Source organism: Brevundimonas sp., from assembly GCF_051860745.1.
Classification (GTDB): domain Bacteria; phylum Pseudomonadota; class Alphaproteobacteria; order Caulobacterales; family Caulobacteraceae; genus Brevundimonas.
Window position 1 is genome coordinate 201264 of sequence record NZ_JBHYDN010000002.1, and the last position, 20815, is coordinate 222078.

Sequence of the window (20815 nt, forward strand, 5' to 3'; positions counted from 1 at the left end):
CGTCACGGGACCGCTATCAGGGGACGAAGGCGCGCAGGAAGCGGCGGGCGGCCTCGGCGGCGCGGCGGTCGAGGTCGAACGGCGGCTGGGCCACGCCGAGCACGCCGCGCAGATGCCCGTAGCCCAGCACCATGCCTGAAAACATCTCGGCCGCGGCGTCGGAGTCAGGAACGGCCAACAATCCGAGCTTGTCCTGTTCGGCCAGCCAGGCCGAGAGCCGGCGCAACCCTTCCGCCGGACCCGCCTCATAGATGGCGTCCGCCAGTTCCGGCAGCTCGGGCGACATCAGGGCCACACCGCGCAGGGACGCTCCCGCATCGGCGCGGCACAGCTTGTCCAGCAGGCCGGCGGCGAGCGCGGTCAGCACCGTTTCCGGATCGCCCCCGGCGCGCAATGGCGCGCTGATGGCGTCGGAGCGGCGGGCAGCGAGGGCGCGGCCGATCTCCAACTTGTTGGGAAAGCGGTTGTAGAGGGTCTGGCGCGCCACCCCGGCCCGCCGCGCGATCTGCTCCATGGATGTCGTGGCGCCCTTCTCCGCGAACAGCGCTGACGCCGCCTCCAGAATGGCCTCGGTCTTGGTCTCGTCGACCTGGCCGGCCGCGCGCGACATCAGTGCGCCTCCACCGGCGGAGCGCCCGCCGGCGCCTTGACCGGTCGCGACAGCAGGGTGACGACGGCGGCGAAGGCGCAGGCGATGGCCAGCATGGCGAAGGCGTCGCCGAAGGCCAGGGTGGTCGCCTGCCGATAGAGCATCCCGTAAACCGCCTTCATCGCCGCCCCGGCCGGATCGACCGAGCCCGCAAACCGCTCCTGCATTCCGGCTACCATGGCGTGCATCCCGGCGCTGGTCACCGGGATGTTCTGGGTCAGCTCGCTCATATGCAGGGCGGTGTTCTGCGTCAGAGAGGTGTTGAGGATCGCCAGGCCGAAGGCGCCGCCGACGTTGCGGCTCAGATTAACCAGGCCGGAGGCGTTCTTGACCATTTCCGGCGGCAGGGTCGACATGGTCACCTGCTGGGCAGCGATCATGGCCAGCATGACGCCGCAGCCGCGCACCGCCTGCACCCCGGCGAACTCCCAGAAACCCCAGTCTTCGGTCACCAGACGCGCGTCCCACATGCCCCAGGCGCACATCATGAAGCCTCCGAACATCAGCAGCCGCAGGTCGACCGTGCGCACCAGCCGCCCGGCGAAGGGGGCGGTCAGGAACATGGCCAGGCCGGAGACGACCATGGTCGTCCCGACCTCAGAGGCCGAATAGGCGCGCACCCGGCCGAGAAACACCGGGAGCAGGAAGGTCCCGCCGAACAGGGCCGCGCCGACGGTGAAGGTCATCACCACGCCGACGAGGAAATTGCGGTTGGTGAAGGCGCGCAGCTCGACGATCGGATTGCGGTAGCTCAGCGAGCGCCAGATGAAGGCCGGACCGGTGATCGCGGCGACCACGGCCAGCAGCAGGATCATGTCGTCGGTGAACCAGTCGTTCTTTGCCCCCTCCTCGAGCACGAATTGCAGACTCATCAGGAAGGTCGCCATCAGCCCCAGCCCGGCCCAGTCGAAGCCCTTGGCCAGCGACGGATCGCTCTTGTCGAAATTGCCGTAGCGGCCGACCAGGAACAGTACCAGCATACCGGGAATGACATTGGTGAAGAACAGCCAGCGCCAGCTGAGCCATTCGGTCAGATGCCCGCCCAGCGTCGGGCCGACGGTCGGCGCCAGGGTGACGATCAATCCCATGACGATGCTGGCCGTGACCCGTTTTTCGGGCGGGAAGGCCGTGAAGGCCACGGCGAATACGGTGGGGATCATGGCCCCGCCGACAAAGCCCTGCAGCGCCCGGAAGAAGATCATCGCCTCGATCGAGGACGACATGCCGGTGGCGATGCTCATGACCAGGAAGCCGGCGCAGGAGACGAGAAAGACCTTCTGCGTCCCCCACAGCCGCGACAGATAGCCGGACAGCGGGATCATCACGACCTCGGGAATCAGATAGGCGGTCTGGATCCAGCTGATCTCGTCGGCCGAGGCGCCGACCCCGGCCTGGATCTGCGGCAGGGACGAAGCCACGATCTGGATGTCGAGAATGGCCATGAACTGGCCGATCACCATCCCGGCGAAGCCGAGCAGCAGGAAGGTCCAGTTGATCTCGGGTGCTGGAGCGGGCGCGGCCAGAACCGACGGCGCGGCGGCGGTCACCGGACCGCGACGCCCGGGGCGGCGACGGCGGCGACCATCACCGGATCGGTGGCGGCCTCGGCGAAATTCAGACCGCCGCGGCTTTTCAGATCGACCTTGACCTCGACCGACAGGCCCGGCCGAAGGGCCGCCGCCCCCGCCCGATCGACGCGGATACGCACCGGGATGCGCTGGGTGATGCGGGTGAAATTGCCCGTGGCGTTCTCAACCGGGATGAGGGCGAACTCCGAGCCCGTAGCGGGGGCGAAGCTGTCGATGTGGCCGGTCAGCCGCTCACCGGGGAAGGCGTCGGCGCTGATCTCGACGGTCTGGCCGAGGCGCAGGCGGTCGAGCTGGGTCTCCTTGAAGTTCGCGACCACATAGGCGTCGCCCAGCGGCACGATCGACAGGATCTGCCCGCCCGGCCGCACAAATTGTCCAACCCGCACGCCCCGTGCGCCGACCACCCCGCCGACCGGCGCGCGGATGACGGTGCGGTCCAGCGCGATGCGGGCCTGTTCGACCTGTGCGCGGGCGACGTCGACGGCGGCCAGACTCTGGGTGCGGGTCGAGCCCAGCACCCCCGCGGCACGCTGTTCGGCGACCAAGGCGGCCTCGGCCTCGGCGACCGAGGCCCGAGCGGTTCGGGCGCCGGCCCGCTCGCTCTGGATTCGCTGTTGCGACACCCAGCCCTGTTCCGCCAGCTTGCCGTAGCGGTCGACCTGCTGCGCGGCCAGATCGGCCTGGGCGCGGGCTTGGGCGAGGCCGGCGGCGCGCGAGGCGATGACGGCCTGTTCCTGGGTGGCGCGGGCGTCGACGTTTCCGACGGCGGCGATCACGGCGGCCAGATTGGCTTCGGCCTCGGCCAGGTCGGCGCGGGCGTCGGCGTCGTCCAGTCGGATAAGGATCTGGCCCGGCGCCACCCGCTGATTGTCGGCCACCAGCACCTCGACGACATAGCCGTCGATCTGGGGGCTGACGCCGGTGGTGTCGGCGGCGACGAAGGCGTTGTCGGTCGCCTCCCACCGCTGCTTGCCCTGCCACCAGACCACGCCGCCGATGACCAGCGCCAGGGCCGCGACCGCGGCGACGATCAGGGGCAGACGTTTCTTGTGGGCGGGCGACAGGGTCATGGGGGACTCGAAAGGGCGTCGGGAGGACGACGCATAAATGGACAAGACTGTCCAAAAATCAACCAATCTTAAGCTGACGCCTCTCACATCCTGTTTCGGAACCTGCTTGACCGCGGCCGCAGGGCGGTCTCGACTACGGTCAAGCTGACCGGAGAACCCCATGAAGCGCCTCACCGCCCGTTTCGCCCAGCCCGCCAGTCTTATTATCCTGAGCTGCACCATCCTGTTCGGCCTGCCGCTCGCCGTCGGGTTGGTCGGCATGGTGATCGGCGCCGCTGCCCTGTTCATTCCAGCGTCGTGGGAGGCCTGACGCCCTCCCGGTTCCGGGCCGCGTCTGCTACCCGATCGGGATGAAGCCGCCCAAGGCCCGCCCGAAAACCGCGTCGAAACGTCCCGCCGTCATGACCGGGGCCATGGTCCCCGTGTTCGGCTGGCCGCCGGACGAGGACCGGGTCGAGGCCGTCTTCGATCGCCTGTCGCGCGTCATGCCCGACCCGAAGACCGAGCTGAACTTCTCCAGCCCCTACACCCTGGTGGTCGCCGTCGCCCTCTCGGCCCAGGCCACCGACGTCTCGGTCAACAAGGCCACCGACAAGCTGTTCGCCGTCGCCGATACGCCCGCGAAGATGCTGGAACTGGGAGAAAAAGGGCTGATACCCTGGATCGCCTCCATCGGCCTGTATCGCGGCAAGGCTCGCAACGTCATCGCCCTCAGCCGCATTGTGCTGGAGCAGCACGGCGGCGAGGTGCCGTTGAACCGCGCCGACCTCCAGGCCCTGCCCGGCGTCGGCCGCAAGACCGCCAGCGTGGTGCTCAACGAACTGGGGATCGAGGCCGCCATCGCGGTCGACACCCACGTCTTCCGCGTCTCCCACCGCCTCGGCCTCGCCAACGCCGCCACCCCCGACAAGGTCGAGGCCCAGCTGTTCCGGGTCGTGCCGGAGCAATGGCTACCCAAGGCCCACCACTGGCTGATCCTGCATGGCCGCTACACCTGCACGGCCCGCAAGCCGAAATGCAGCGCTTGCGTGATCAGCGACCTGTGTCCGTCACGGGCGGGGCTGATGGCCTTGGGGGAGGCCAACTAGCGTCTTTCTCCCATCGGGAGAAGGAGGGGCCCGCTCGGCGCGAGCCGAGTAGGAGGGTGAAGGGTTACGGCGCCTGACGCCCCTGGCACCTGACGCCCTCACCCTTTCGCGCAAGAACGACCGCTGCGCGTTCGTGCGCTCAAGCCCTCTCCCCTCGGGAGAGGGATCAGAGTCTGGTCCGCACCGCCGCCGCGAACCGTCTCCCGCCTTCCGGCGCCGAGCCGAGATAGAAGTCCGGCTCGATCAGTTCGGCCTCCATCAGCAGCCAGCGACCGCTCTCGTCGCGGGCCATGTCGATGCGGGCGTACAGCAGGTCCTCGCCGATCGCCGCCAGCGTCTGTTCCGCCAGCGCCAGCGCGCCCGCGGGCGGCTCCGGCAGGGCGACATGGCCGCCGCCGTACTGGATCTGGACCCGGAACTCGCCCGGTACCGGCCGCTTCTCGACAACGTGGCTGAGCTTGCCGCCGAAGAACAGCAGGGAGGTCTCGCCCTCGCTCTCGATGGTCGGCAGATAGGGCTGGATCATCGCCGGGCCCTCGGGCGCGCCGACCATGGGTTCGCCGCGTGAGAGCCGCAGTGTCCTGTACGCCCCGCCCGAGACCCGCGGCTTGACCACGATCCGGTCGGTTCCAAACCGGTCGAAGGCGGCGTCCGCATCGGCCTGGGTCGGGCCGTCGATCCAGACGGTGTCCGGGATGGCCACGCCCTGTTCGGCCAGCCGCCCGAGGTAGCTCTTGTCCGAATTCCAGCCCAGCACCGAGGGCGGGTTCAGCATTGGCGCCCCCGCCGCCTCCCAGGTCGCGCAGGCCTGCATCCAGCGAGCATGAGCCCGGTGATAGCCCCAAGCGATCAGCGGCAGGACCAGCGGGAAGCCGATCAGACCCTCACCGCTGTCGATGTGGTCCGTCCAGGGCGTTGGAACCGCGGTCATTCCGCCGGTCGCCAGAGCTTCGCCCAGACGTTTCAGCACCCCCGGCCACTCGCCGGCGTAGGAGGGATCCGACGGGTCGGGGGTCAGGACGGCGATCTCGGTCATGGCCGGCTCTTGGTCAGAGATTCGGCGGATCGGCAACTTCGCTCTCCTTGTCGGCCCATAAGGACAGTCTCGCGACTGGCCAATCCGCTCCGCGCCCGCTATGGCCCCCGCCCATGACCCAAGCCCCCACCTACGACGTCTGTGCCGTCGGCAACGCCATCGTCGACGTCCTCGCCCCCTGCGACCCCGACTTCCTTACGGCCCAGGGCCTGACCGCCGGCTCGATGCAGCTGGTCGATGCGCAACAGAGCGCCGCCCTCTACGCCGCCATGGCCGCGGGGGTTGAGGCCTCGGGCGGGTCGGCGGGCAACACCGCCGCCGGGATCGGCAGCTTCGGCGGCCGCGCGGCCTATATCGGCAAGGTCGCCGACGACCAGTTGGGCGGCGTCTTCACCCACGATATCCGCGCCGCCGGCGTCGCTTTTGACACCGCCCCGCTCAAGGACGGGGCCGATCAGGGCCTCGCCACCGGCGTCTGCATGATCAATGTCACCCCCGACGGCCAGCGCACCATGTGCACCTTCCTCGGCGCCGCCAACCAGCTGGCGGTCGCCGACATCGACGCCGACCTGATCGGCGCCTCGGCCATCGTCTATCTGGAAGGCTATCTGTTCGATCCGGCCCCGGCCCGCGCCGCCTTCGAGGCCGCCGCCGCCGCCGCCCACGCCGCCGGACGCAAGGTCGCCATCACCCTGTCGGACACCTTCGTGGTCGCCCGCTGGCGCGCCGAGCTGCTGGCTTTCATCGAGTCGTCCGCTGACATCGTCCTGGCCAATGAGGGCGAACTGGCCGCCCTGTTCGAGACGGACGATTTCGACGCCGCCGCCGCGCAGCTGGCCGCCGCGGTTGACGTGGCCGCCATCACGCGCGGCGAGGCCGGTTCGGTGGTCGTGCGCGGCGACGAACGCGTCGAGATCGCCGTAGTCCCGGTCCACAAGGTGGTCGACACCACCGGCGCCGGCGACCAGTACGCGGCGGGTTTCCTGCTTGGCCTCGCCCGCGGCCTGTCGCTGGAAGACGCCGGCAAGCTCGGTTCTCTCGCCGCCGCCGAGGTCATCGCCCACTGGGGGCCGCGACCGATGACGTCGCTGGAGGTCCTGGCGCGCGAGGCAGGCCTGACCCTGGCCTGATCAAACCTGGCTTCCGGCCGCGAAGGAGAGGCGCAGGCCCTGCGACGCCTTCAGGATGGCGGCGTGCCGGGCGGTCTTGGGCACGCCCCTGAGGCTCAGGGCCAGACGTTCGGCCTCCGCCTTGGGCACGCCGTCCCACGCCCGCATACAGGAAAAGCTCGGCACCTTTCGCCCGATCACATCGATGTCGCCGACGAACCGGTTCGTCGGCTGGGCGACGACGAAGGTCTGCCATTCCCCGGCGGAAGTCTGGATGGCGATGAGATGGGCCATGATTCAGCGCTTCCGGATCGTCACATACAGGGCCCCGTCGCCGCCGTGATGGCGGGCGGCGGGCGCGAACCCCGACACCACCCCGCGCAGGGCCGGGCTCTGCAGCCATTCGTGGACCGAGGCGCGGATCACGCCGGTTCCACCACGCCGCCCCTGCCCCGTAATCACCAGCACCGAGCGATAGCCGCGCGCCTGCGCTCCCATCAGAAATGCCGTGAGCGCGTCCTGGGCCTGGAAGCGGCCGAAGCCGTGCAGGTCGAATTTGGCTTCGATCGGATCGCGTTCGCGCGACAGCCGGCGCTGGCGGCGCGGCTCCAGTTCTTCGGGATGGCCGCGCGGACGCTCGGGCGCCGGGGCGGGCGGGCTCCAGCCGGGCGCGACGCCGCGCGGCTTCGTCAGGCCCTTTGGATGCGGCGCGGCGGGCGGCTGATGCACGGCGGCGCCCGGAATGACCAGAGCAGGCTTCTTCGGCTTGCGGGGCGTGACCGAGCCGGCGACGCGGGCCCAGATGCGGCGGTCGTCTGGGCTCAGGTCGTCGCGGCGGCTCATGTGGTGCCGGGAGCGTTCCCGTCCGGATCCTCATCCGAGCCGATGTCCTGCGGCCCCGGCGCCTGGACCAGAAGATCGCCCGGCTGGCAGTTCAGTTCGCGGCACAGGGCGTCCAAAGTCGTGAAGCGGATGGCCCGCGCCTTGCCCGTCTTGAGGATCGACAGATTGGCCAGCGTTACGCCGACACGGTCGGCCAGCTCGGTCAGCGACATGCGCCGTTCGAGGAGGATGCGGTCGAGTTGCACGCGGATGGCCATGGGACCTTCTCTTAACCGGCGCGCGTCGGGTCGAGAAGGGCGGAGCCTTCTGACCGCGCGCCCACCTAAATTGTTAATTCGGATTCGCGGCGCAGGCGGGCGCCTTCGCGGAACACTTCGGCCAGGACGAAGACGACCAGCACCGAAAAGGCGGGAGTGACCAGGTCGAACAGGCTGGGCGGCTCCAGCGCGCCGCGCACCAGCCGCGACACCAGGGTCTGGCCGATCCAGGCGCCCCCGGTCACCGTGGCCAGGGTCAGGCCGATCTGCTTCAGCCGGCTGACGTTGGCGGGCTGGAAGGGGTCGCCGATGCGCAGGGAGTGGACGATGCGGCGCAGGTGGCGGAGGATCAGGGCGAAACCGGCGAAATAGCCGGCGAAGGCGCCGACCCCGAAAAGGAAATAGGCGCGCGGCACGGGCACGCTGGTGCCGCCGTCTTCCGAGGTCGCGATCAGATCAAGCGGACCCATCGGTACGAAGGCGATGAACAGGAAGGCGAGGACGGCGGCGCATGTCAGCAGCGCCAGAATCCAGAAGGCGGCCCCGAGGGCGACGCCCAGCAGGCTGGACATGGATCCGGGACCGAGGGCCGGAAGGGCCGGGGTCCGGACGAAAGGCACGCGGATCCCGATCGAAAGCGATTTCGGGACACGCATGGGTCGACCTCTCTGTTAGCGGGCCGGTCGGCGGGGCAAGGATGCCGCGCGCGGTCCGGCGAACCCGCACGCGGTCTTATTCATCGCGATTGTCATGCCGATCGTCAAAGCTCCTGTGAGACTTTGTGTTTGGCCTACCGCCTTTCGGGCTTCTTGAGGCCGGGTAGTTGGCCTAACGCCCTTCCGGCTACTTGAGGCCGGGTAGTTGGCCTAACGCCCTTCCGGCTACTTGAGGCCGGGTAGTTGGCCTAACGCCCTTCGGGCTACTTGAGGCCGGGTATCCGGCCTGCCAGCCTTTCGGGCTGGTTGAGGCCATACTGTCTGGCTGGTCGCCGTTCTGGCCGATGTGGCCAGAACGGAATCAAAAGGCCTGGATCAGGGTGGTGATCAGGGCGGTCGGCAGGGCGGCGAGCAGGAAGGCGTTGAGGATGCCGTGGCCGACCTTCTCGATGAGGTAGGAAGCGTTCATGGTGTTCATGGTCTTTCTCCGTTGGTCCTGAGTGAGGGATGTTTTCACCCCTCTTATGTTGTTCCGCTGCATCGATCTTGCCGGTATCGGCCAGTTCGGGGAACGTCGCGGCGTCCGTCCTTGAAGACATAGATAGGCCGTGCCCCACGGAAAGGCACGTTACATATCGTTTAACGATATTAAACTTTGGCAAGGAATTGTTGCGGAGCGCGTGATCGACATGAATCTGAAGTTAATCAAGGGGATGCGCCTCGTCGTGGCGACCCACAATCCCGGAAAGGCCGTCGAGATCGACGCCCTTCTGGGCGGACATTACGACGTGGTCACCGCCGCCAGCCTCAATCTGCCCGAACCGGACGAGACCGAGAGCACCTTCACGGGCAACGCCCTGTTGAAGGCCCGCCATGCGGCCGACCGTTCGGGCGAGGTCGCCCTGGCCGACGACTCCGGTTTGTCGGTCGCGGCGCTGGACGGGGCGCCCGGCATCTTCTCAGCGCGCTGGGCGGGGCCGGACAAGGATTTCGCCTTCGCCATGCGTCGCGTCGAGGAACGGCTGGAGGAAACCGGCTCATCGGATCGCCGCGCCTGGTTCACCTCGGCTCTCGCCGTGGCCTGGCCCGACGGCCCCGCCGTGGTGGTCGAAGGCCGGGTCGACGGTTTGCTGACCTTCCCCCCGCGCGGTGACCGCGGCTTCGGCTACGATCCGATCTTCATTCCCGACGGCCAGAGCCAGACCTTCGGCGAACTGGACCCGGCCCTGAAGGACAGCATCAGCCACCGGGCAAGGGCGTTCGGGAAGTTGAAGGCGTGTTTGATTGACTGATCCGGTTCCAGATCCGGGAACAGACGTGGCGCTATACGTCCACTGGCCATACTGCGCCCGCATCTGCCCCTATTGCGACTTCAACGTCGTGCGCGACCGGGGGCGGGTCGGGGAGCAGGCGGCCCTGGTGGAAGCCATCCTCGCCGACATGGAGGCGCAAGCCGCCCTGATTGGCCCGCGCCGGTTGGCCTCCATTTTCTTCGGGGGCGGCACGCCCTCGCTGATGGCGCCCGAGGCCGTCGCCGCCGTCATCGCCCGCGCCCGGACCCTGTTCCCGCCGCGCGGCCCGATCGAGATCACGCTCGAGGCCAATCCCACCGACGCCGAGGCCGCCCGCTTCGCCGCCCTGTCCGACGCCGGGGTCAATCGCCTGTCCATGGGGGTGCAGGCGCTGGACGACGCAGCCCTGGCCTTCCTCGGCCGCAATCATACGGCGGATGAGGCCCGCCGCGCCGTCGCCGTCGCCGCCCGCGCCTTCCCCCGCCTGTCGATCGACCTGATCTACGCGCGCCCGGACCAGACCGCGGATGGCTGGCGCGCCGAACTGACCGAGGCGCTCGACCTCGGTTTCGAACACGTCTCGCCCTATCAACTGACCATAGAGCCAACAACCGCCTTCGGTCGGGCCGTCGCCCGCGGCGCCTGGACCCCGCCCGACGAGGACCGCGCCGCCACCCTCTATGAGACCACGCAAGTCGTGCTCGAGGCCGCCGGCTTCGATGCCTATGAGGTCTCCAACCACGCGCGGGGCGTGGCGGCCCGATCGGCGCACAATCTGCATGTTTGGCGCGGCGGGGATTATCTGGGCGTCGGCCCGGGCGCGCACGGGCGGCTGACGCTGGACGGCGCGCGAACCGCCACCGTCGCCTGCCGGGGCATTGCCGACTATGTCGCGGGCGTCGCGGGCGGCGCGCCCTGGAGCGAGCGGGAGATGCAGTCCATTCTGGACGCAGCGGAAGAGAAGGTCTTGCTGGGCCTGCGGACCGTGGAAGGCGTGGCGCTGGCCGATCTGGCGGCGCTGGGCCGGACGGCGGAGTCGGAGCCGCTGGCGGGGTTGACCGGGGACGGGCTTCTGGCCGTGGCGGGGGGCCGGGTCAGGGCGACCGGGGCCGGGCGACCCGTTCTGGACGGGGTGCTGAAGGCCCTGCTGGTTTGAGCCGGCGGCAAGGACGATCAGATAATCTCGTAGTGGATCGGCTTGAAGGCATGGTTGTTGGACTGCAGGGCGGAGCAGGCGGTCATGCCGATGATCAGATCCATACAGGCCTCAAAGATGGTGTAGTCGCCCGCCTTGCTCAGCGGCGGCTCGACCGTCAGGACGCCCGTGGCCCCGTCGACCGGCACGTTCATGAAGACGTTGAAGGCCGTGGGAATCTGGTCCGGCCCGATTCCGTACGACTTCAGCGCCTCCGCCAGATTGCCGAAACAGCCGCGATGCGGATCCGCATCGCCATAGATGATGCGGAAGGTGTCGGCCGAACAGGGCGTAAGCAGGAAGTCGTGGCGCCCGACCCTGTCCTCCTCGATCCGCATCATCACGTTGGAGCGGTTGGAATAGAGGGCGTCACCGGTCGTCAGATAGATCCGGCTGGCGTAGTCGAGCGTGCGGCCCGAGGAAATCACCTCCGCCGTATCATGACGATTGAACGCCAGAAGATCGCTGACCTGTTCGCCGCGGGGGTCGATGACCTTGAGCCGCTGTCCGGCCTTCAGCTCGAAGGCGACACCGGAGCGCGGCGGAATTTCATTGGGCATTGCGGGACTTCCCGGACTGGGCGGCAAAGGGGCAAGACCACGACTCCTCGACCGCCCGTCCGCTGTACTGGCGGGCCTCGGAGCTTTCACCGTGGCGGGCGAGCATGGGATTGACGGCGCCGGCGAGGTTCACGTCCCGCTCGAGGATGCTGGCGCGCAACTTCTCATAGGCGCCGGATGCGCGGAGCATTTCAAACTGGCGGTGAAGGTTGAACACCACGGCGGGGGTCTCGAACCGTCGCGCCGGTCGGCTGGCCCCGGGGTGCATGCCGACCGCGAAAAAGGCCTCCCCGCCGAAGCTGAGCGAGAAATGCGGGCTGTCGGGGTCAGGATCGACCGTGGCGTCATAGGGCACGCCGTTCCAGGGTCCTTGTCGGCGAGGGACTGGATCCGCTCCCACATCGCGCGCTCGAAGGAGACCTCGTCCAGATCGCGGGGACCTTCGAAGATGACGACGAAGCTCTGGAACAGGGTTGGGTCAACCTTGAAGCGGCGGGCGGCCTCGAACAGTCCCGGGTGGATGCGCAGATCGTCCCACGTCGAGGTGATGTCACGGGCGATGACGATGTCCATCTGGCTTCGGGCGAGGGCCGATTTGGCCCCCACGCAGGGGAAGGCCTTGTCCCGGACGAACGTCTCGAAGGCGCGCGCGAGGGGATGGTCGTTGGGAGTGACGGCAGCGCTCACGCCGGGCCCCGGTTGGTCAGCAGATGGACCGAGAAGAGGTTCTCCCGGTCGGTCCAGGCGTTCAGCGTTCCCCAGCCGGCGCGGGCGGCGAGGGCGGCGAAGCTCTCGAGCGTGTATTTGTGCGAGTATTCGAGGACGATCGGCTCATCAGCCGGCAGGTCGAAGCTTTGACCCGCCACGGTGACCGAAAGATCCCGCAGCGGATAGATCGCCGCCTCGATGCGCTGGGCCTCGGTGTTGTAGATCGCCTCGTGGCGGAAATCGCTCCTGTCGAGCCCGGCGCCGAACTCGCTATTCATCCGCTCAAGGATGTTCAGGTTGAAGTCCCAGATCGCGCCTCCGGGCTCGTTGTAGGCGCGGCGAAGGATCGCCTCATCCTTCTGCAGATCGACGCCCACAAGGAACAGGCTGTCCGCGCCGAGCAGGGCGTGCATCCGACGCATAAAGGTCTCGCTGTTCTCCGGCAGCAGATTGCAGAGGGTCGAGCCGGGGAAAAAGCCGAGCACGGGACTGTCGCCGACGACGTCGGACAGGTCGAAGTCCTTCGTGAAGTCGGCGGCGATGGGCGTGACCTCCAGATCCGGATAGTCGCCTCGAATGGCCTCGGCCGCCTCCAGCAACTGGGCCTCGGAGATCTCGACAGGCACATAGCGGGTCAGCCCGGGCATGGCGTCGAGTAGCCGTCGCACCTTGGTGCTGGCCCCGCTGCCCAGTTCGACCAGACTGCCGCCCCGACCGAGAGCGCGGGCGATCTCGGGCCCGTGCGCCTGCAGAATCTCCAGCTCGGCCCGGGCGGCATAATAGCCCGGGGACGCCACAATGCCTTCGAACAGGCCGGCGCCGACATCGTCATAGAGCCATTTGCTGGCGATCCGGCGCGGCCGCAGGGACAGGCTGTGCGCTACGGAATCCTCGAAAGCAAAGTCGGCGAGATTTGGCTCGGCATCGGTCACTGAGGCTGTGTCCTGGACGGTGTGAACCGTCGACTCGGCCTAGGAGCGGCGACGGGCCTGTCTAACGTCTTCTGACGAGCGCCGTTCCGAACGGCGTCCAGGGAGCTTCTGGTTTGAAGCCGGCGCCCTATGCTGCCGCCATGGACACCATCGCCTTTCGCCGCGCCCGGGTCGCGGACCTGCCGGCCATCATCGCCCTGCTCGCCGACGACCCCCTGGGTCGGGAGCGCGAGGATGTCAGCCTGCCGCCGGTTCCGGCCTATGGGGCGGCGTTCGCGGCGATCGATTCGGACCTCAACCAGCTCCTTGCGGTGGTCACCGAGGGCGACCGGGTGATCGGGACGCTGCAGATCACCTTCATCCCCGGCCTCTCCCGGCAAGGGGGGTTGCGCGGCCAGATCGAGGGGGTTCGGATCGCCGCTGACCGGCGCGGTTCCGGGCTGGGCCATCGGGTCTTCGACTGGGCCATTGAGGCGTGCCGGTCGCGGGGTTGCTCCCTGGTGCAGCTGACGACGGATCGGGGCCGGTCGGACGCGCACCGGTTCTACGAACAGCTCGGCTTCACCGCGAGCCACTTCGGCTACAAGAAGACGCTCTGAGCCGGCGCCCGCCCTTGAGCCCAACTCCCGAGGCTGGCACGGTCCCGGCGATGTCCGATATTTCGCCCTTTCCGCCGACCGCACCGCCGCCGCGTCGCGTGGCGTCGGGCCTCTATCTGGTGGCGACGCCGATCGGGAACCTGCGCGACATGACCCTTCGGGCGCTCGATGTGCTCGCCGCCGCCGACCTGGTGCTGGCCGAGGACACGCGGGTCACCGCCAAACTCCTGTCGGCCTATGGGCTGAAGGCGAAGCTCGAGCGGTGCGACGACCACGCCTCGCCCCGCGCCGCCGAAATGGCCATCGAACGCGTGCGTGAGGGGGCGGTGGTGGCGCTGGTGTCGGACGCCGGGACGCCGCTGGTCAGCGACCCCGGCTTCGTGGTGGCGCGGGCGGTGATCGCTGCGGGCCTGCCGGTCCATCCGATCCCCGGCCCCTCCAGCCTGCTAGCGGCCCTGTGCATCGCCGGCCTGCCCGCCGACCGGGTGCTGTTCGCCGGCTTTCTGCCCACCAAATCCGGCGCCCGGCGCACGGCGCTGGAAGAGGTCCGCACCGCCCGCCAGACCCTGGTCTTCTTTGAAAGCGGTCCGCGTCTGGCCGACAGCCTGGCCGACATGGCCGCCGTGCTCGGCCCTCGTCCCGCCGCCGTCGCCCGCGAGCTGACCAAGATGTACGAGGAGTGCGTACGCGGCTCCCTCGCGGACCTGGCCGTCGACCCCCGCTGTCAGGGTCCGAAGGGCGAGATCGTCATCGTCGTCGCCCCGGGCGAAATGGAAGTCGCCTCCGAGGCCGACGCCGACGCGGCGCTCGCCGAGGCCATGACCCGCCTGCCCCCCGGCGAGGCGGCCGCCGAGGTGTCGAAAGCCCTGAACCTGCCGCGCAAACCGCTCTACAAGCGGGCGCTGGAGATGCAGGGCCGGTGAGCCCGGAACGGCCCGCGACCCGGTTAAGGGCGCCGAAGGTCGTGCGGGCCAAGCGCGGCTGGCGCGTCGCCCTCGGCGCGGTCTCCCACCGGCTCGGCCACCGCTCCGAATGGCTGGCCGCCGCGCTGCTGATGGCCAAGGGTTATCAGGTGCTCGGCTTCCGCCTGAAGACCCGCGGCGGCGAGATCGACATCCTGGCCCGGCGCGGCAAGGTGCTGGCCGTGGTCGAGGTCAAGCGCCGCGCCACGCTGGAGGGCGCGCTCACCGCCCTCGGCTCCGACCAGTACGATCGCCTGCTGGCGGCCGGCCGGTCGGTGTTGCGTCAAAGACCCAGCTTGGCCGGCCATGTGCTGCGAATCGATATGGTGGCGCTGGCCCCGGGCCGGTTTCCGCGCCATCGTCGCGGGGTTGTCGCCTTCGGGAGGGGCGCCGCATGACCCGCGATGAAGCGATCGAGACGCTGACGGAAGCCGGACAGGCCGAGGAGGAAGCCTTCCCCCTGCTCGAGGCGGCCATCGCCTGCGCCATCCACGACAGTCCGTTTCGTGACCCGCAGCCGGTCCGCACCCTCGCCGCCCACGCCGCCGATCGGCTGGCGGAGCGGATTGGAAGCGAGGGCCCCGACGACGCCCTGACCGAGACCATGGCCTCGGACCTGCGGCTGAACGGCGACCTCCTCAACCATGACAGTCCGGGCAATACGGACGTCATCGACGTGGCCGAAAGCCGCCGTGGCCTGTCCGGGGCGCTGTCGGTCTTCTATCTCGACGCCGCGCGGCGGACGGGGATCAAGGCCCAGGGCGTCGACTTCCCCGGCCATTTCCTGCTGCGGGTCGAGACCCCCGGAGGCCCCGTCGCGCTGGACCCCTTCAGCCAGGGCCGGCTGGTTCTGCCGTCGGAACTGACCCGCCGCGCCCTGCGGGCCGGGCTGACGCCGCATGTCGCCGACCGGCTGGACGTGTTGATGGCCCCGGTCACCGATCGGCAGGCCCTGATCCGGCTGCAGAACGTCCTGTTCAGTCGGGCCATCCGGTCCCAGGACTATGAAGGGGCCGAGCGGTCGGCCCTGCGTCGCGCCCTGCTGGATCCCGAGGACCACCGCCCCTGGCTGGACGTCGCCGCCGCGCGGGAGAAACAGGGCTCGCTGGCCGGCGCGCTCGAGGCCCTGGCCCGCGCCCGCACAGTCGACGATCCGATGGAGGTCACGCGTCAGATGTCGGTCGATCGGGTCAGGCTGCAGCTGAACTAGGGTTGCGCCCACGCCGCCGGCTGCCCATTAGCCAAGCACGCCCCGCTTGGAAGGACATTCGATGCTCAGAGTCGCGATCCAAATGGACCCCATTGAGGCGGTCAACATCGAGTCCGACACCACCTGGCTGATGATGACCACGGCCCAGGACCGCGGCCACGCCCAGTGGGTCTATGACTTTCGCACCCTGGCGCTCGAGGATGGCCGTCTGTTCTGCCGCGCCCGCCCGGCGACCGTGCGCCAGAGCCTTGGGGACCATGTCAGCCTCGGCGACGAAGTGAAGCTGGACCTGTCCCAGGACGTCGACGTCATCCTGATGCGCCAGGACCCGCCGTTCGACATGGCCTATGTCACCTCGACCTATCTGCTGGAGACGGTGCACCCGAAGACGCTGGTGGTGAACGACCCGGCCCAAGTCCGGTCGGCGCCCGAGAAGCTGCTGGTGACGAAATTCCCCGGCCTGACGCCGCCGACCCTGATCAGCTCCGACCCGGTCGCCCTGGTCGATTTCCATGAGCGGCACGGCGATGTGGTGCTCAAACCCCTGCACGGCGCGGCCGGGTCTGGCGTGGTCAAGCTGAAGGCCGGCGATCCCAATCTCGAGGCCCTGATCGAGATACATATGACCGGCAGCCGCGATCCGCTGGTGATCCAGAAATTCATTCCGGCGGTATCGAAGGGCGACAAGCGCATCATCCTGATCGACGGGGAGCCGGTCGGCGCCATCAACCGCATCCCCGCCTCGGGTCAGGTGCGTTCAAACCTGCGCGTCGGCGGCACGGCGGCCCCGGTCGAACTGACCGCCCGCGACCACGAGATCTGCGCCGCCATCGGCCCGGAACTGAAGCGCCGCGGCCTGATCTTCGTCGGTATCGATGTGATCGGCGACTACCTCACCGAGATCAACGTCACCTCGCCCACCGGCGCCCAGCAGCTCAAACGCTTTACCGGCATCGATGCGGCGGCGCTGATGTGGGATGCGGTGGAGAAGAAGGTTCCGGGGATTAGGGATTAGGTTCCAGGGGCGGAGGCGCTTGAGTCGGAAAGACCTTCTCCCTTCTCCCTAATCCCTAATCCCTAGAACCTCCTTGCCAACCGTCGCGGTTCATGGTTCGTTCTCTCCCGGATAGCGGGAGAGAGTCATGCTCGCCAGCGTGGTGACGGTGGCCTTCGAGGGGGTGGACGCCCGGCGGGTCGACGTGCAGGTCCACCAGCTGTCGTGCGGCGACAATCCGTCCTTCAACATTGTCGGCCTGGCCGACAAGGCTGTGGCCGAAAGCCGGGAACGGGTCCGCGGCGCCTTCGCCGGCATCGCCCTGTCCCTTCCGGTGAAGCGGATCATCGTCAACATGGCCCCGGCGGACCTGCCCAAGGAGGGCAGTCATTTCGACCTTCCCATCGCCCTGGCTCTGCTGGCCTCCATGGGCGTCATACCGCCGGACGTGCTGTCGGGCTGGGCCGCGGTCGGCGAGCTGGGGCTGGACGGCCGGATCGCGCCGGTGGGCGGAACCCTGCCGGCGGCGGTGGCGGTCGACGCCATGGGTCTGGGGTTGATCTGCCCCGAGGCCAACGGGCCCGAGGCGGCATGGGCGGGCGATGTGGCCGTGCTGGCCCCGCGCTCCCTGATCGGCCTCGTCAACCACTTCAAGGGAACCCAGGTGCTTCGGCGGCCCGAGCCGGGGGCGATGCGGTCCGGCGATCGGGTCCCGGACCTGCGCGAGGTAAAGGGTCAGGAGAGCGCCAAACGGGCGCTGGAGATCGCGGCCGCGGGCGGCCACAACCTGTTGTTCGTCGGCCCGCCCGGCTCGGGCAAGTCGATGATGGCGGCGCGGCTGCCGGGCCTGCTGCCGCCGCTGACGCCGAAGGAATTGCTGGAGACCTCCATGGTCTGGTCGGTGGCGGGGCTGATCGAGCGCGGCGCCCTGACCCGCGACCGGCCGTTCCGCAGCCCGCATCATTCAGCCTCCATGGCGGCCCTGACCGGCGGCGGCCTGCGCGCCAAGCCCGGCGAGGCCTCCCTCGCGCACAACGGCGTGCTCTTTCTGGATGAACTCCCCGAGTACAGCGGTATTAGGTAGCAAACACACCAGATACGGTGATGTTTCCCGCTAGTTAGCGATATAGACTTGACTGGCGCAGCTGCCTGACTTCGCGGCGAAGAGCGTCAATGTCTGCATTCACGTCCCTAAACCGCGCGTGGGCCATTTCGGCGTGTTCGTATGCCGCGTCTGCTCGCTGCTGGGCTTGATCGGCGGCGTTGGCAGCCTCCTCGGCTCCCGAAGAGCAGCTTCCGATCAGAAGTAACGCGGCCCCAAACCAAGCCAAGAGCACCTGACGCATGACAACCCCTCCCATGGAACGACCCAACACCATCGCCGGGTTACAGGCGAAGCGGAAGCAGCTTGTGAAGCTGCGCAAGGACCTGGAACGCGACGCCCGCAAGGTGACGTGCGATCTCGACCACATCGACGCCTGCATCCGGCTTTTCGACCCGGCGGCTGACACCGCCGCCGCTATCCAGCGATATGCCACGAAGCACCGGGCGCGTAAGGGTCAGATGCGGCGGTTCGTACTGGACCAGTTCAAGGGCGCGACCGAGCCGCTTACGTCGTTCTGCATCGGGGATGCATGGATGGCCGACCGAGGCCTCAAGACCGACCACGGAACCGGCGTGATGATACGGAAGCGGGTAGGGGCCTGTCTCAACACCCTGCAACGGCAGGGGGTGATTGTCGGCGAGGGGGCGGTGAACCGGCGCTGGACCCTCGGCGAACATCCCCGGAACAAATAGTGTCCGCGAGGGATTCATTTCCTGTAAGGTTTCCTATATAAGCCCCCGAACGCGGCGTTTTCAGTCGCGAGGGGCTGTTAGGTCAGGAGGAAAGTGATGAGCGGTCCATACCGCGCGTCCACCGTGGCCAACGAATTCTTTCGGCTGGCACAGGAAAGCGGACGCCCGCTAACACCAATGCAGTACGTCAAGCTGACGTACATTGCACACGGCTGGTCTTTGGCTCTCAGAGGCTCTCCGCTGATCAGCGAGCCGGTCGAGGCGTGGAAGTTCGGCCCGGTAATCCCGCACCTATACCAGAGACTTAAGCACTACGGCGCTGGCCCTGTCACTGCGCCGATTGGCGATGCCTTGTGGGCTCCGGCAGAGGCGCTGGACGAAGATACGCGCGGGCTTCTTCGCGGCGTGTTCGAAAAATATGGCTCCCTGAATGGAATCCAACTCTCGCACCTGACTCACAAGCCGGGGACGCCGTGGTCTGCTGTTTACGACCCTGAGGGTTGGGGTGAACAAATCCCCGACTCCCTCATCCGGGAGCACTACACCAACCTGAGCGACAGGGCGGCCTAAGTGGCGGGCAGCGGGGATGGGGGGAAGCCGTACACGGTTCCGGGACCGCCGCCTGAATGGCTGGAGTCTCAGGACTGGCTGACTGACCCTTTCGCTCGGATCGAAGAGCGGACTTTCCCCCGCGCCGACACCCTTCCAGGGCAGATCGAACAAAACAAGCTTCTGATCCAGAAGGCGTTCGGCTTCTGTATGCCCGTCTCCATCATATTGGCCTTTGCCATCTTCTGGCTCGCCGTCTGTGTCTACGCTTGGCATATGCTCGCATGGGGCTGGACGTGGCTCAGCCCCCACGAAATGGACGACCTTAAGAGCGTCCTATTCAGCGGTGCGGTGGGTGCCGTGGTCGCAGAGGGCGCGCGCCGATACCTGAAGCCCGACGACAAGGCCTAAGCCGCTCGCTGCCAGTAACCCTTCCACTGGCGCGACACCGGAGCGGCCATCGCAGCGCCGACGACTTGGGCAAACTGGCCACCGTTGGAGACGCGGCGGTTGTCTTCGCGCCAGGCCATCTCTGACGCATAGGCGGCCAGATACTTGCCCGCGATGTGGTGGTGCGTGCCGACCTCAGCCCGGCGCAGGCGGGAGAAGAAGGACTCGACCTGATTGGTGCAGGCGCCGTCCTGCGAATAGGCCTCGCTGTGGTTGATGCGCTTCGTCGCGAATCGGGCGTGAAGGGCATCCCAGTGCGAGGCTTCGTCGGCGTGGACGGTCGCGCTGGCTGCTACCATTGGCGCGACCAGGGAGACGCCCTGAGCCTCGGTCCGCGTGATACCCGTAACTGTGCGGCCTTCGCGTTCCCGCATGGCGATGACGACCTGACGCTTACCGGACTGGTTCTCAGACAGCCGGCGATCGACGCGGTCGGCTTTCTTGTTCTCAGGCTTCACATAGCCGCCGAAATAGGCGCCATCGACCTCAACCACGCCGTCCAGTTTTTCGGCCGACCGCGACAGGGCGATAGCCTCGCGCAGCTTGTGGGCCATCACGAAGGCCGTCTTGTACTGGACGTCCAGATCGCGGCTCAGTTGGAGGGCGCTGTAGCCCTTCGCACCGTTCACGAAGATGGCGATGGCGGCGAGAATGTCGCGGATCGGCAGCTTGCGGCTGGCGAAGATGGTGCCCGAGGTGACGCTGAACTGGGCGAGACAACCCTTGCACTTGAAGATCTGGCGAGTGGCGATCTCGTAGGCTTCAACGCAGCCGCACTTGCTGCAAACCGGCTCGCCCTCGGTCGAGGCCCAACGGACGGCCTTGAACGTCTCGCGCGCGGCGGCTGAGAGGAGAAAGTGCTGAGACATCATCATATCCGGTGTGTTAGTCACTGGATATGATGACATAACGTCATCGTTGTCAACGATATTTACATCGCTTATGATGATTTTCGTCATCTAATGCGAGGAACATATGGAAACCGACTGGCAGGCCCGCACCAAGGGGCTCCTCAAAGGGGAGCTCAAGCGGCGCAATATTGGCTACCGGGAACTTGCAGAGCGCCTGACCGCGATGGGGATACCGGAGAGCGAACGGAACCTGGCGAACAAGATCAGCCGGGGCGGCTTCACCGCCACCTTTCTCATTCAATGTCTGGTCGCCTGCGGAGCTCAATCGCTCCGGCTGGACGACCTAACTAATTGAAATCGACTCACAAAACCGAAGGCGCAGCCAAAATTGACTGCGCCTTCAATCCGTTATAAGCTGC

At 67.7% G+C, this 20815-nt stretch carries 26 protein-coding genes and 2 pseudogenes; 15 read left to right on the plus strand and 13 right to left on the minus strand.

Annotated elements, in window-relative coordinates; all coding sequences use genetic code 11:
- Positions 1 to 16: 16 nt before the first annotated feature.
- From ACTIEW_RS03380 to ACTIEW_RS03390, 3 genes are read right to left on the minus strand one after another with little or no spacing between them, the layout of a single operon-like run.
- Complete coding sequence (locus ACTIEW_RS03380) at positions 17 to 610, minus strand: TetR/AcrR family transcriptional regulator (protein WP_439476501.1); 594 nt, start codon at positions 608 to 610, stop codon at positions 17 to 19.
- Positions 610 to 2196 carry a DHA2 family efflux MFS transporter permease subunit gene (locus ACTIEW_RS03385; protein WP_439476502.1) on the minus strand — a complete coding sequence of 529 codons (1587 nt, stop codon included), beginning with the start codon at positions 2194 to 2196 and terminating at the stop codon, positions 610 to 612. Before ACTIEW_RS03385 ends, ACTIEW_RS03380 begins: the two co-directional genes overlap by 1 nt.
- A complete protein-coding gene (locus tag ACTIEW_RS03390; RefSeq protein ID WP_439476503.1) occupies positions 2193 to 3308 on the minus strand; it encodes an HlyD family secretion protein in 1116 nt (371 codons plus the stop codon). The genes ACTIEW_RS03385 and ACTIEW_RS03390 overlap by 4 nt, the downstream gene beginning before the upstream one ends.
- Positions 3309 to 3468: 160 nt before the next feature.
- On the opposite strand from ACTIEW_RS03390, the gene ACTIEW_RS03395 reads away from it, so the two are divergent.
- Both ACTIEW_RS03395 and nth read left to right on the plus strand, forming a co-directional pair.
- A complete protein-coding gene (locus ACTIEW_RS03395) occupies positions 3469 to 3618 on the plus strand; it encodes a hypothetical protein (protein WP_439476504.1) in 150 nt (49 codons plus the stop codon).
- Between the two features lie 40 nt (positions 3619 to 3658).
- Positions 3659 to 4396 carry an endonuclease III gene (gene nth, locus ACTIEW_RS03400; protein ID WP_439476505.1) on the plus strand — a complete coding sequence of 246 codons (738 nt, stop codon included), beginning with the start codon at positions 3659 to 3661 and terminating at the stop codon, positions 4394 to 4396.
- Between the two features lie 166 nt (positions 4397 to 4562).
- Here the strand turns inward: nth and ACTIEW_RS03405 are convergent, their stop codons facing one another.
- Complete coding sequence (locus ACTIEW_RS03405; protein WP_439476506.1) at positions 4563 to 5432, minus strand: ATP-grasp domain-containing protein; 870 nt, start codon at positions 5430 to 5432, stop codon at positions 4563 to 4565.
- A gap of 113 nt (positions 5433 to 5545) precedes the next feature.
- Here ACTIEW_RS03405 and ACTIEW_RS03410 point away from each other — a divergent pair, with 113 nt between their 5' ends.
- Positions 5546 to 6562 (plus strand): adenosine kinase, encoded by a 1017-nt coding sequence (locus tag ACTIEW_RS03410; protein ID WP_439476507.1) that lies wholly within the window; start codon positions 5546 to 5548, stop codon positions 6560 to 6562.
- Here the strand turns inward: ACTIEW_RS03410 and ACTIEW_RS03415 are convergent, their stop codons facing one another.
- The 4 genes from ACTIEW_RS03415 to ACTIEW_RS03430 all read right to left on the minus strand — a co-directional run bounded on the left by ACTIEW_RS03415 (position 6563) and on the right by ACTIEW_RS03430 (position 8297).
- Positions 6563 to 6835: a hypothetical protein gene (locus tag ACTIEW_RS03415; RefSeq protein ID WP_439476508.1), complete on the minus strand. Its 273-nt coding sequence runs from the start codon at positions 6833 to 6835 to the stop codon at positions 6563 to 6565.
- Between the two features lie 3 nt (positions 6836 to 6838).
- Positions 6839 to 7384 carry a Smr/MutS family protein gene (locus ACTIEW_RS03420; protein WP_439476509.1) on the minus strand — a complete coding sequence of 182 codons (546 nt, stop codon included), beginning with the start codon at positions 7382 to 7384 and terminating at the stop codon, positions 6839 to 6841.
- Positions 7381 to 7641 carry a helix-turn-helix domain-containing protein gene (locus ACTIEW_RS03425; RefSeq protein WP_304879058.1) on the minus strand — a complete coding sequence of 87 codons (261 nt, stop codon included), beginning with the start codon at positions 7639 to 7641 and terminating at the stop codon, positions 7381 to 7383. Before ACTIEW_RS03425 ends, ACTIEW_RS03420 begins: the two co-directional genes overlap by 4 nt.
- Positions 7642 to 7706: 65 nt before the next feature.
- Positions 7707 to 8297, minus strand: coding sequence for a DUF2975 domain-containing protein (locus tag ACTIEW_RS03430; protein WP_439476510.1), 591 nt, complete (start codon positions 8295 to 8297; stop codon positions 7707 to 7709).
- Positions 8298 to 8986: 689 nt separating this feature from the next.
- Here ACTIEW_RS03430 and rdgB point away from each other — a divergent pair.
- Together rdgB and hemW are read left to right on the plus strand one after the other, a co-directional pair.
- Positions 8987 to 9589 (plus strand): RdgB/HAM1 family non-canonical purine NTP pyrophosphatase, encoded by a 603-nt coding sequence (gene rdgB, locus ACTIEW_RS03435; RefSeq protein WP_439476511.1) that lies wholly within the window; start codon positions 8987 to 8989, stop codon positions 9587 to 9589.
- A 25-nt stretch (positions 9590 to 9614) separates the two neighbouring features.
- Positions 9615 to 10745, plus strand: a complete 1131-nt coding sequence (gene hemW, locus ACTIEW_RS03440; RefSeq protein WP_439476512.1) for a radical SAM family heme chaperone HemW — start codon at positions 9615 to 9617, stop codon at positions 10743 to 10745.
- Between the two features lie 17 nt (positions 10746 to 10762).
- Here hemW and ACTIEW_RS03445 read toward each other — a convergent pair whose 3' ends face one another.
- The 4 genes and pseudogenes from ACTIEW_RS03445 to egtD form a co-directional block, all read right to left on the minus strand.
- Entirely contained in the window at positions 10763 to 11344 is a 582-nt protein-coding gene (locus ACTIEW_RS03445; RefSeq protein ID WP_439476513.1) for a DUF1989 domain-containing protein, read from the minus strand.
- On the minus strand, positions 11334 to 11699 hold the full coding sequence (gntA, locus tag ACTIEW_RS03450) for a guanitoxin biosynthesis heme-dependent pre-guanitoxin N-hydroxylase GntA (RefSeq protein WP_439476514.1): 366 nt from the start codon (positions 11697 to 11699) through the stop codon (positions 11334 to 11336). The genes ACTIEW_RS03445 and gntA overlap by 11 nt, the downstream gene beginning before the upstream one ends.
- A 41-nt stretch (positions 11700 to 11740) precedes the next feature.
- A pseudogene (locus tag ACTIEW_RS03455) lies at positions 11741 to 12031 on the minus strand (YqcI/YcgG family protein); the annotation flags it as partial.
- Positions 12028 to 12984: an L-histidine N(alpha)-methyltransferase gene (egtD, locus tag ACTIEW_RS03460; RefSeq protein ID WP_439476515.1), complete on the minus strand. Its 957-nt coding sequence runs from the start codon at positions 12982 to 12984 to the stop codon at positions 12028 to 12030. The pseudogene ACTIEW_RS03455 and the gene egtD, both read right to left, overlap by 4 nt.
- Before the next feature lie 113 nt (positions 12985 to 13097).
- Here egtD and ACTIEW_RS03465 point away from each other — a divergent pair, with 113 nt between their 5' ends.
- The 9 genes and pseudogenes from ACTIEW_RS03465 to ACTIEW_RS03505 all read left to right on the plus strand — a co-directional run bounded on the left by ACTIEW_RS03465 (position 13098) and on the right by ACTIEW_RS03505 (position 19506).
- A complete protein-coding gene (locus tag ACTIEW_RS03465; protein ID WP_439476516.1) occupies positions 13098 to 13583 on the plus strand; it encodes a GNAT family N-acetyltransferase in 486 nt (161 codons plus the stop codon).
- A gap of 50 nt (positions 13584 to 13633) precedes the next feature.
- Positions 13634 to 14506 (plus strand): 16S rRNA (cytidine(1402)-2'-O)-methyltransferase, encoded by an 873-nt coding sequence (gene rsmI, locus ACTIEW_RS03470; protein WP_439476517.1) that lies wholly within the window; start codon positions 13634 to 13636, stop codon positions 14504 to 14506.
- A complete protein-coding gene (locus tag ACTIEW_RS03475; protein WP_439476518.1) occupies positions 14503 to 14943 on the plus strand; it encodes a YraN family protein in 441 nt (146 codons plus the stop codon). The genes rsmI and ACTIEW_RS03475 overlap by 4 nt, the downstream gene beginning before the upstream one ends.
- Positions 14940 to 15755, plus strand: coding sequence for a SirB1 family protein (locus ACTIEW_RS03480; RefSeq protein ID WP_439476519.1), 816 nt, complete (start codon positions 14940 to 14942; stop codon positions 15753 to 15755). The genes ACTIEW_RS03475 and ACTIEW_RS03480 overlap by 4 nt, the downstream gene beginning before the upstream one ends.
- Positions 15756 to 15816: 61 nt before the next feature.
- Positions 15817 to 16770, plus strand: coding sequence for a glutathione synthase (gene gshB, locus ACTIEW_RS03485; protein ID WP_439476520.1), 954 nt, complete (start codon positions 15817 to 15819; stop codon positions 16768 to 16770).
- Between the two features lie 127 nt (positions 16771 to 16897).
- Positions 16898 to 17818: pseudogene (locus tag ACTIEW_RS03490) on the plus strand (YifB family Mg chelatase-like AAA ATPase); the annotation flags it as partial.
- Positions 17819 to 18093: 275 nt separating this feature from the next.
- Positions 18094 to 18546, plus strand: coding sequence for a hypothetical protein (locus tag ACTIEW_RS03495; RefSeq protein WP_439476521.1), 453 nt, complete (start codon positions 18094 to 18096; stop codon positions 18544 to 18546).
- A 96-nt stretch (positions 18547 to 18642) separates the two neighbouring features.
- Positions 18643 to 19116: a Panacea domain-containing protein gene (locus ACTIEW_RS03500; RefSeq protein WP_439476522.1), complete on the plus strand. Its 474-nt coding sequence runs from the start codon at positions 18643 to 18645 to the stop codon at positions 19114 to 19116.
- Positions 19117 to 19506: a hypothetical protein gene (locus ACTIEW_RS03505; RefSeq protein WP_439476523.1), complete on the plus strand. Its 390-nt coding sequence runs from the start codon at positions 19117 to 19119 to the stop codon at positions 19504 to 19506.
- Here ACTIEW_RS03505 and ACTIEW_RS03510 read toward each other — a convergent pair.
- The gene (locus ACTIEW_RS03510; protein ID WP_439476524.1) at positions 19503 to 20414 is read right to left on the minus strand and encodes an IS1595 family transposase; all 912 of its coding nucleotides are present in this window, start codon (positions 20412 to 20414) and stop codon (positions 19503 to 19505) included. The genes ACTIEW_RS03505 and ACTIEW_RS03510 overlap by 4 nt on opposite strands.
- A 106-nt stretch (positions 20415 to 20520) precedes the next feature.
- Between ACTIEW_RS03510 and ACTIEW_RS03515 the strand changes: the two genes are divergently transcribed.
- Positions 20521 to 20751, plus strand: a complete 231-nt coding sequence (locus ACTIEW_RS03515; RefSeq protein ID WP_439476525.1) for a DUF6471 domain-containing protein — start codon at positions 20521 to 20523, stop codon at positions 20749 to 20751.
- Positions 20752 to 20815: the final 64 nt, after the last annotated feature.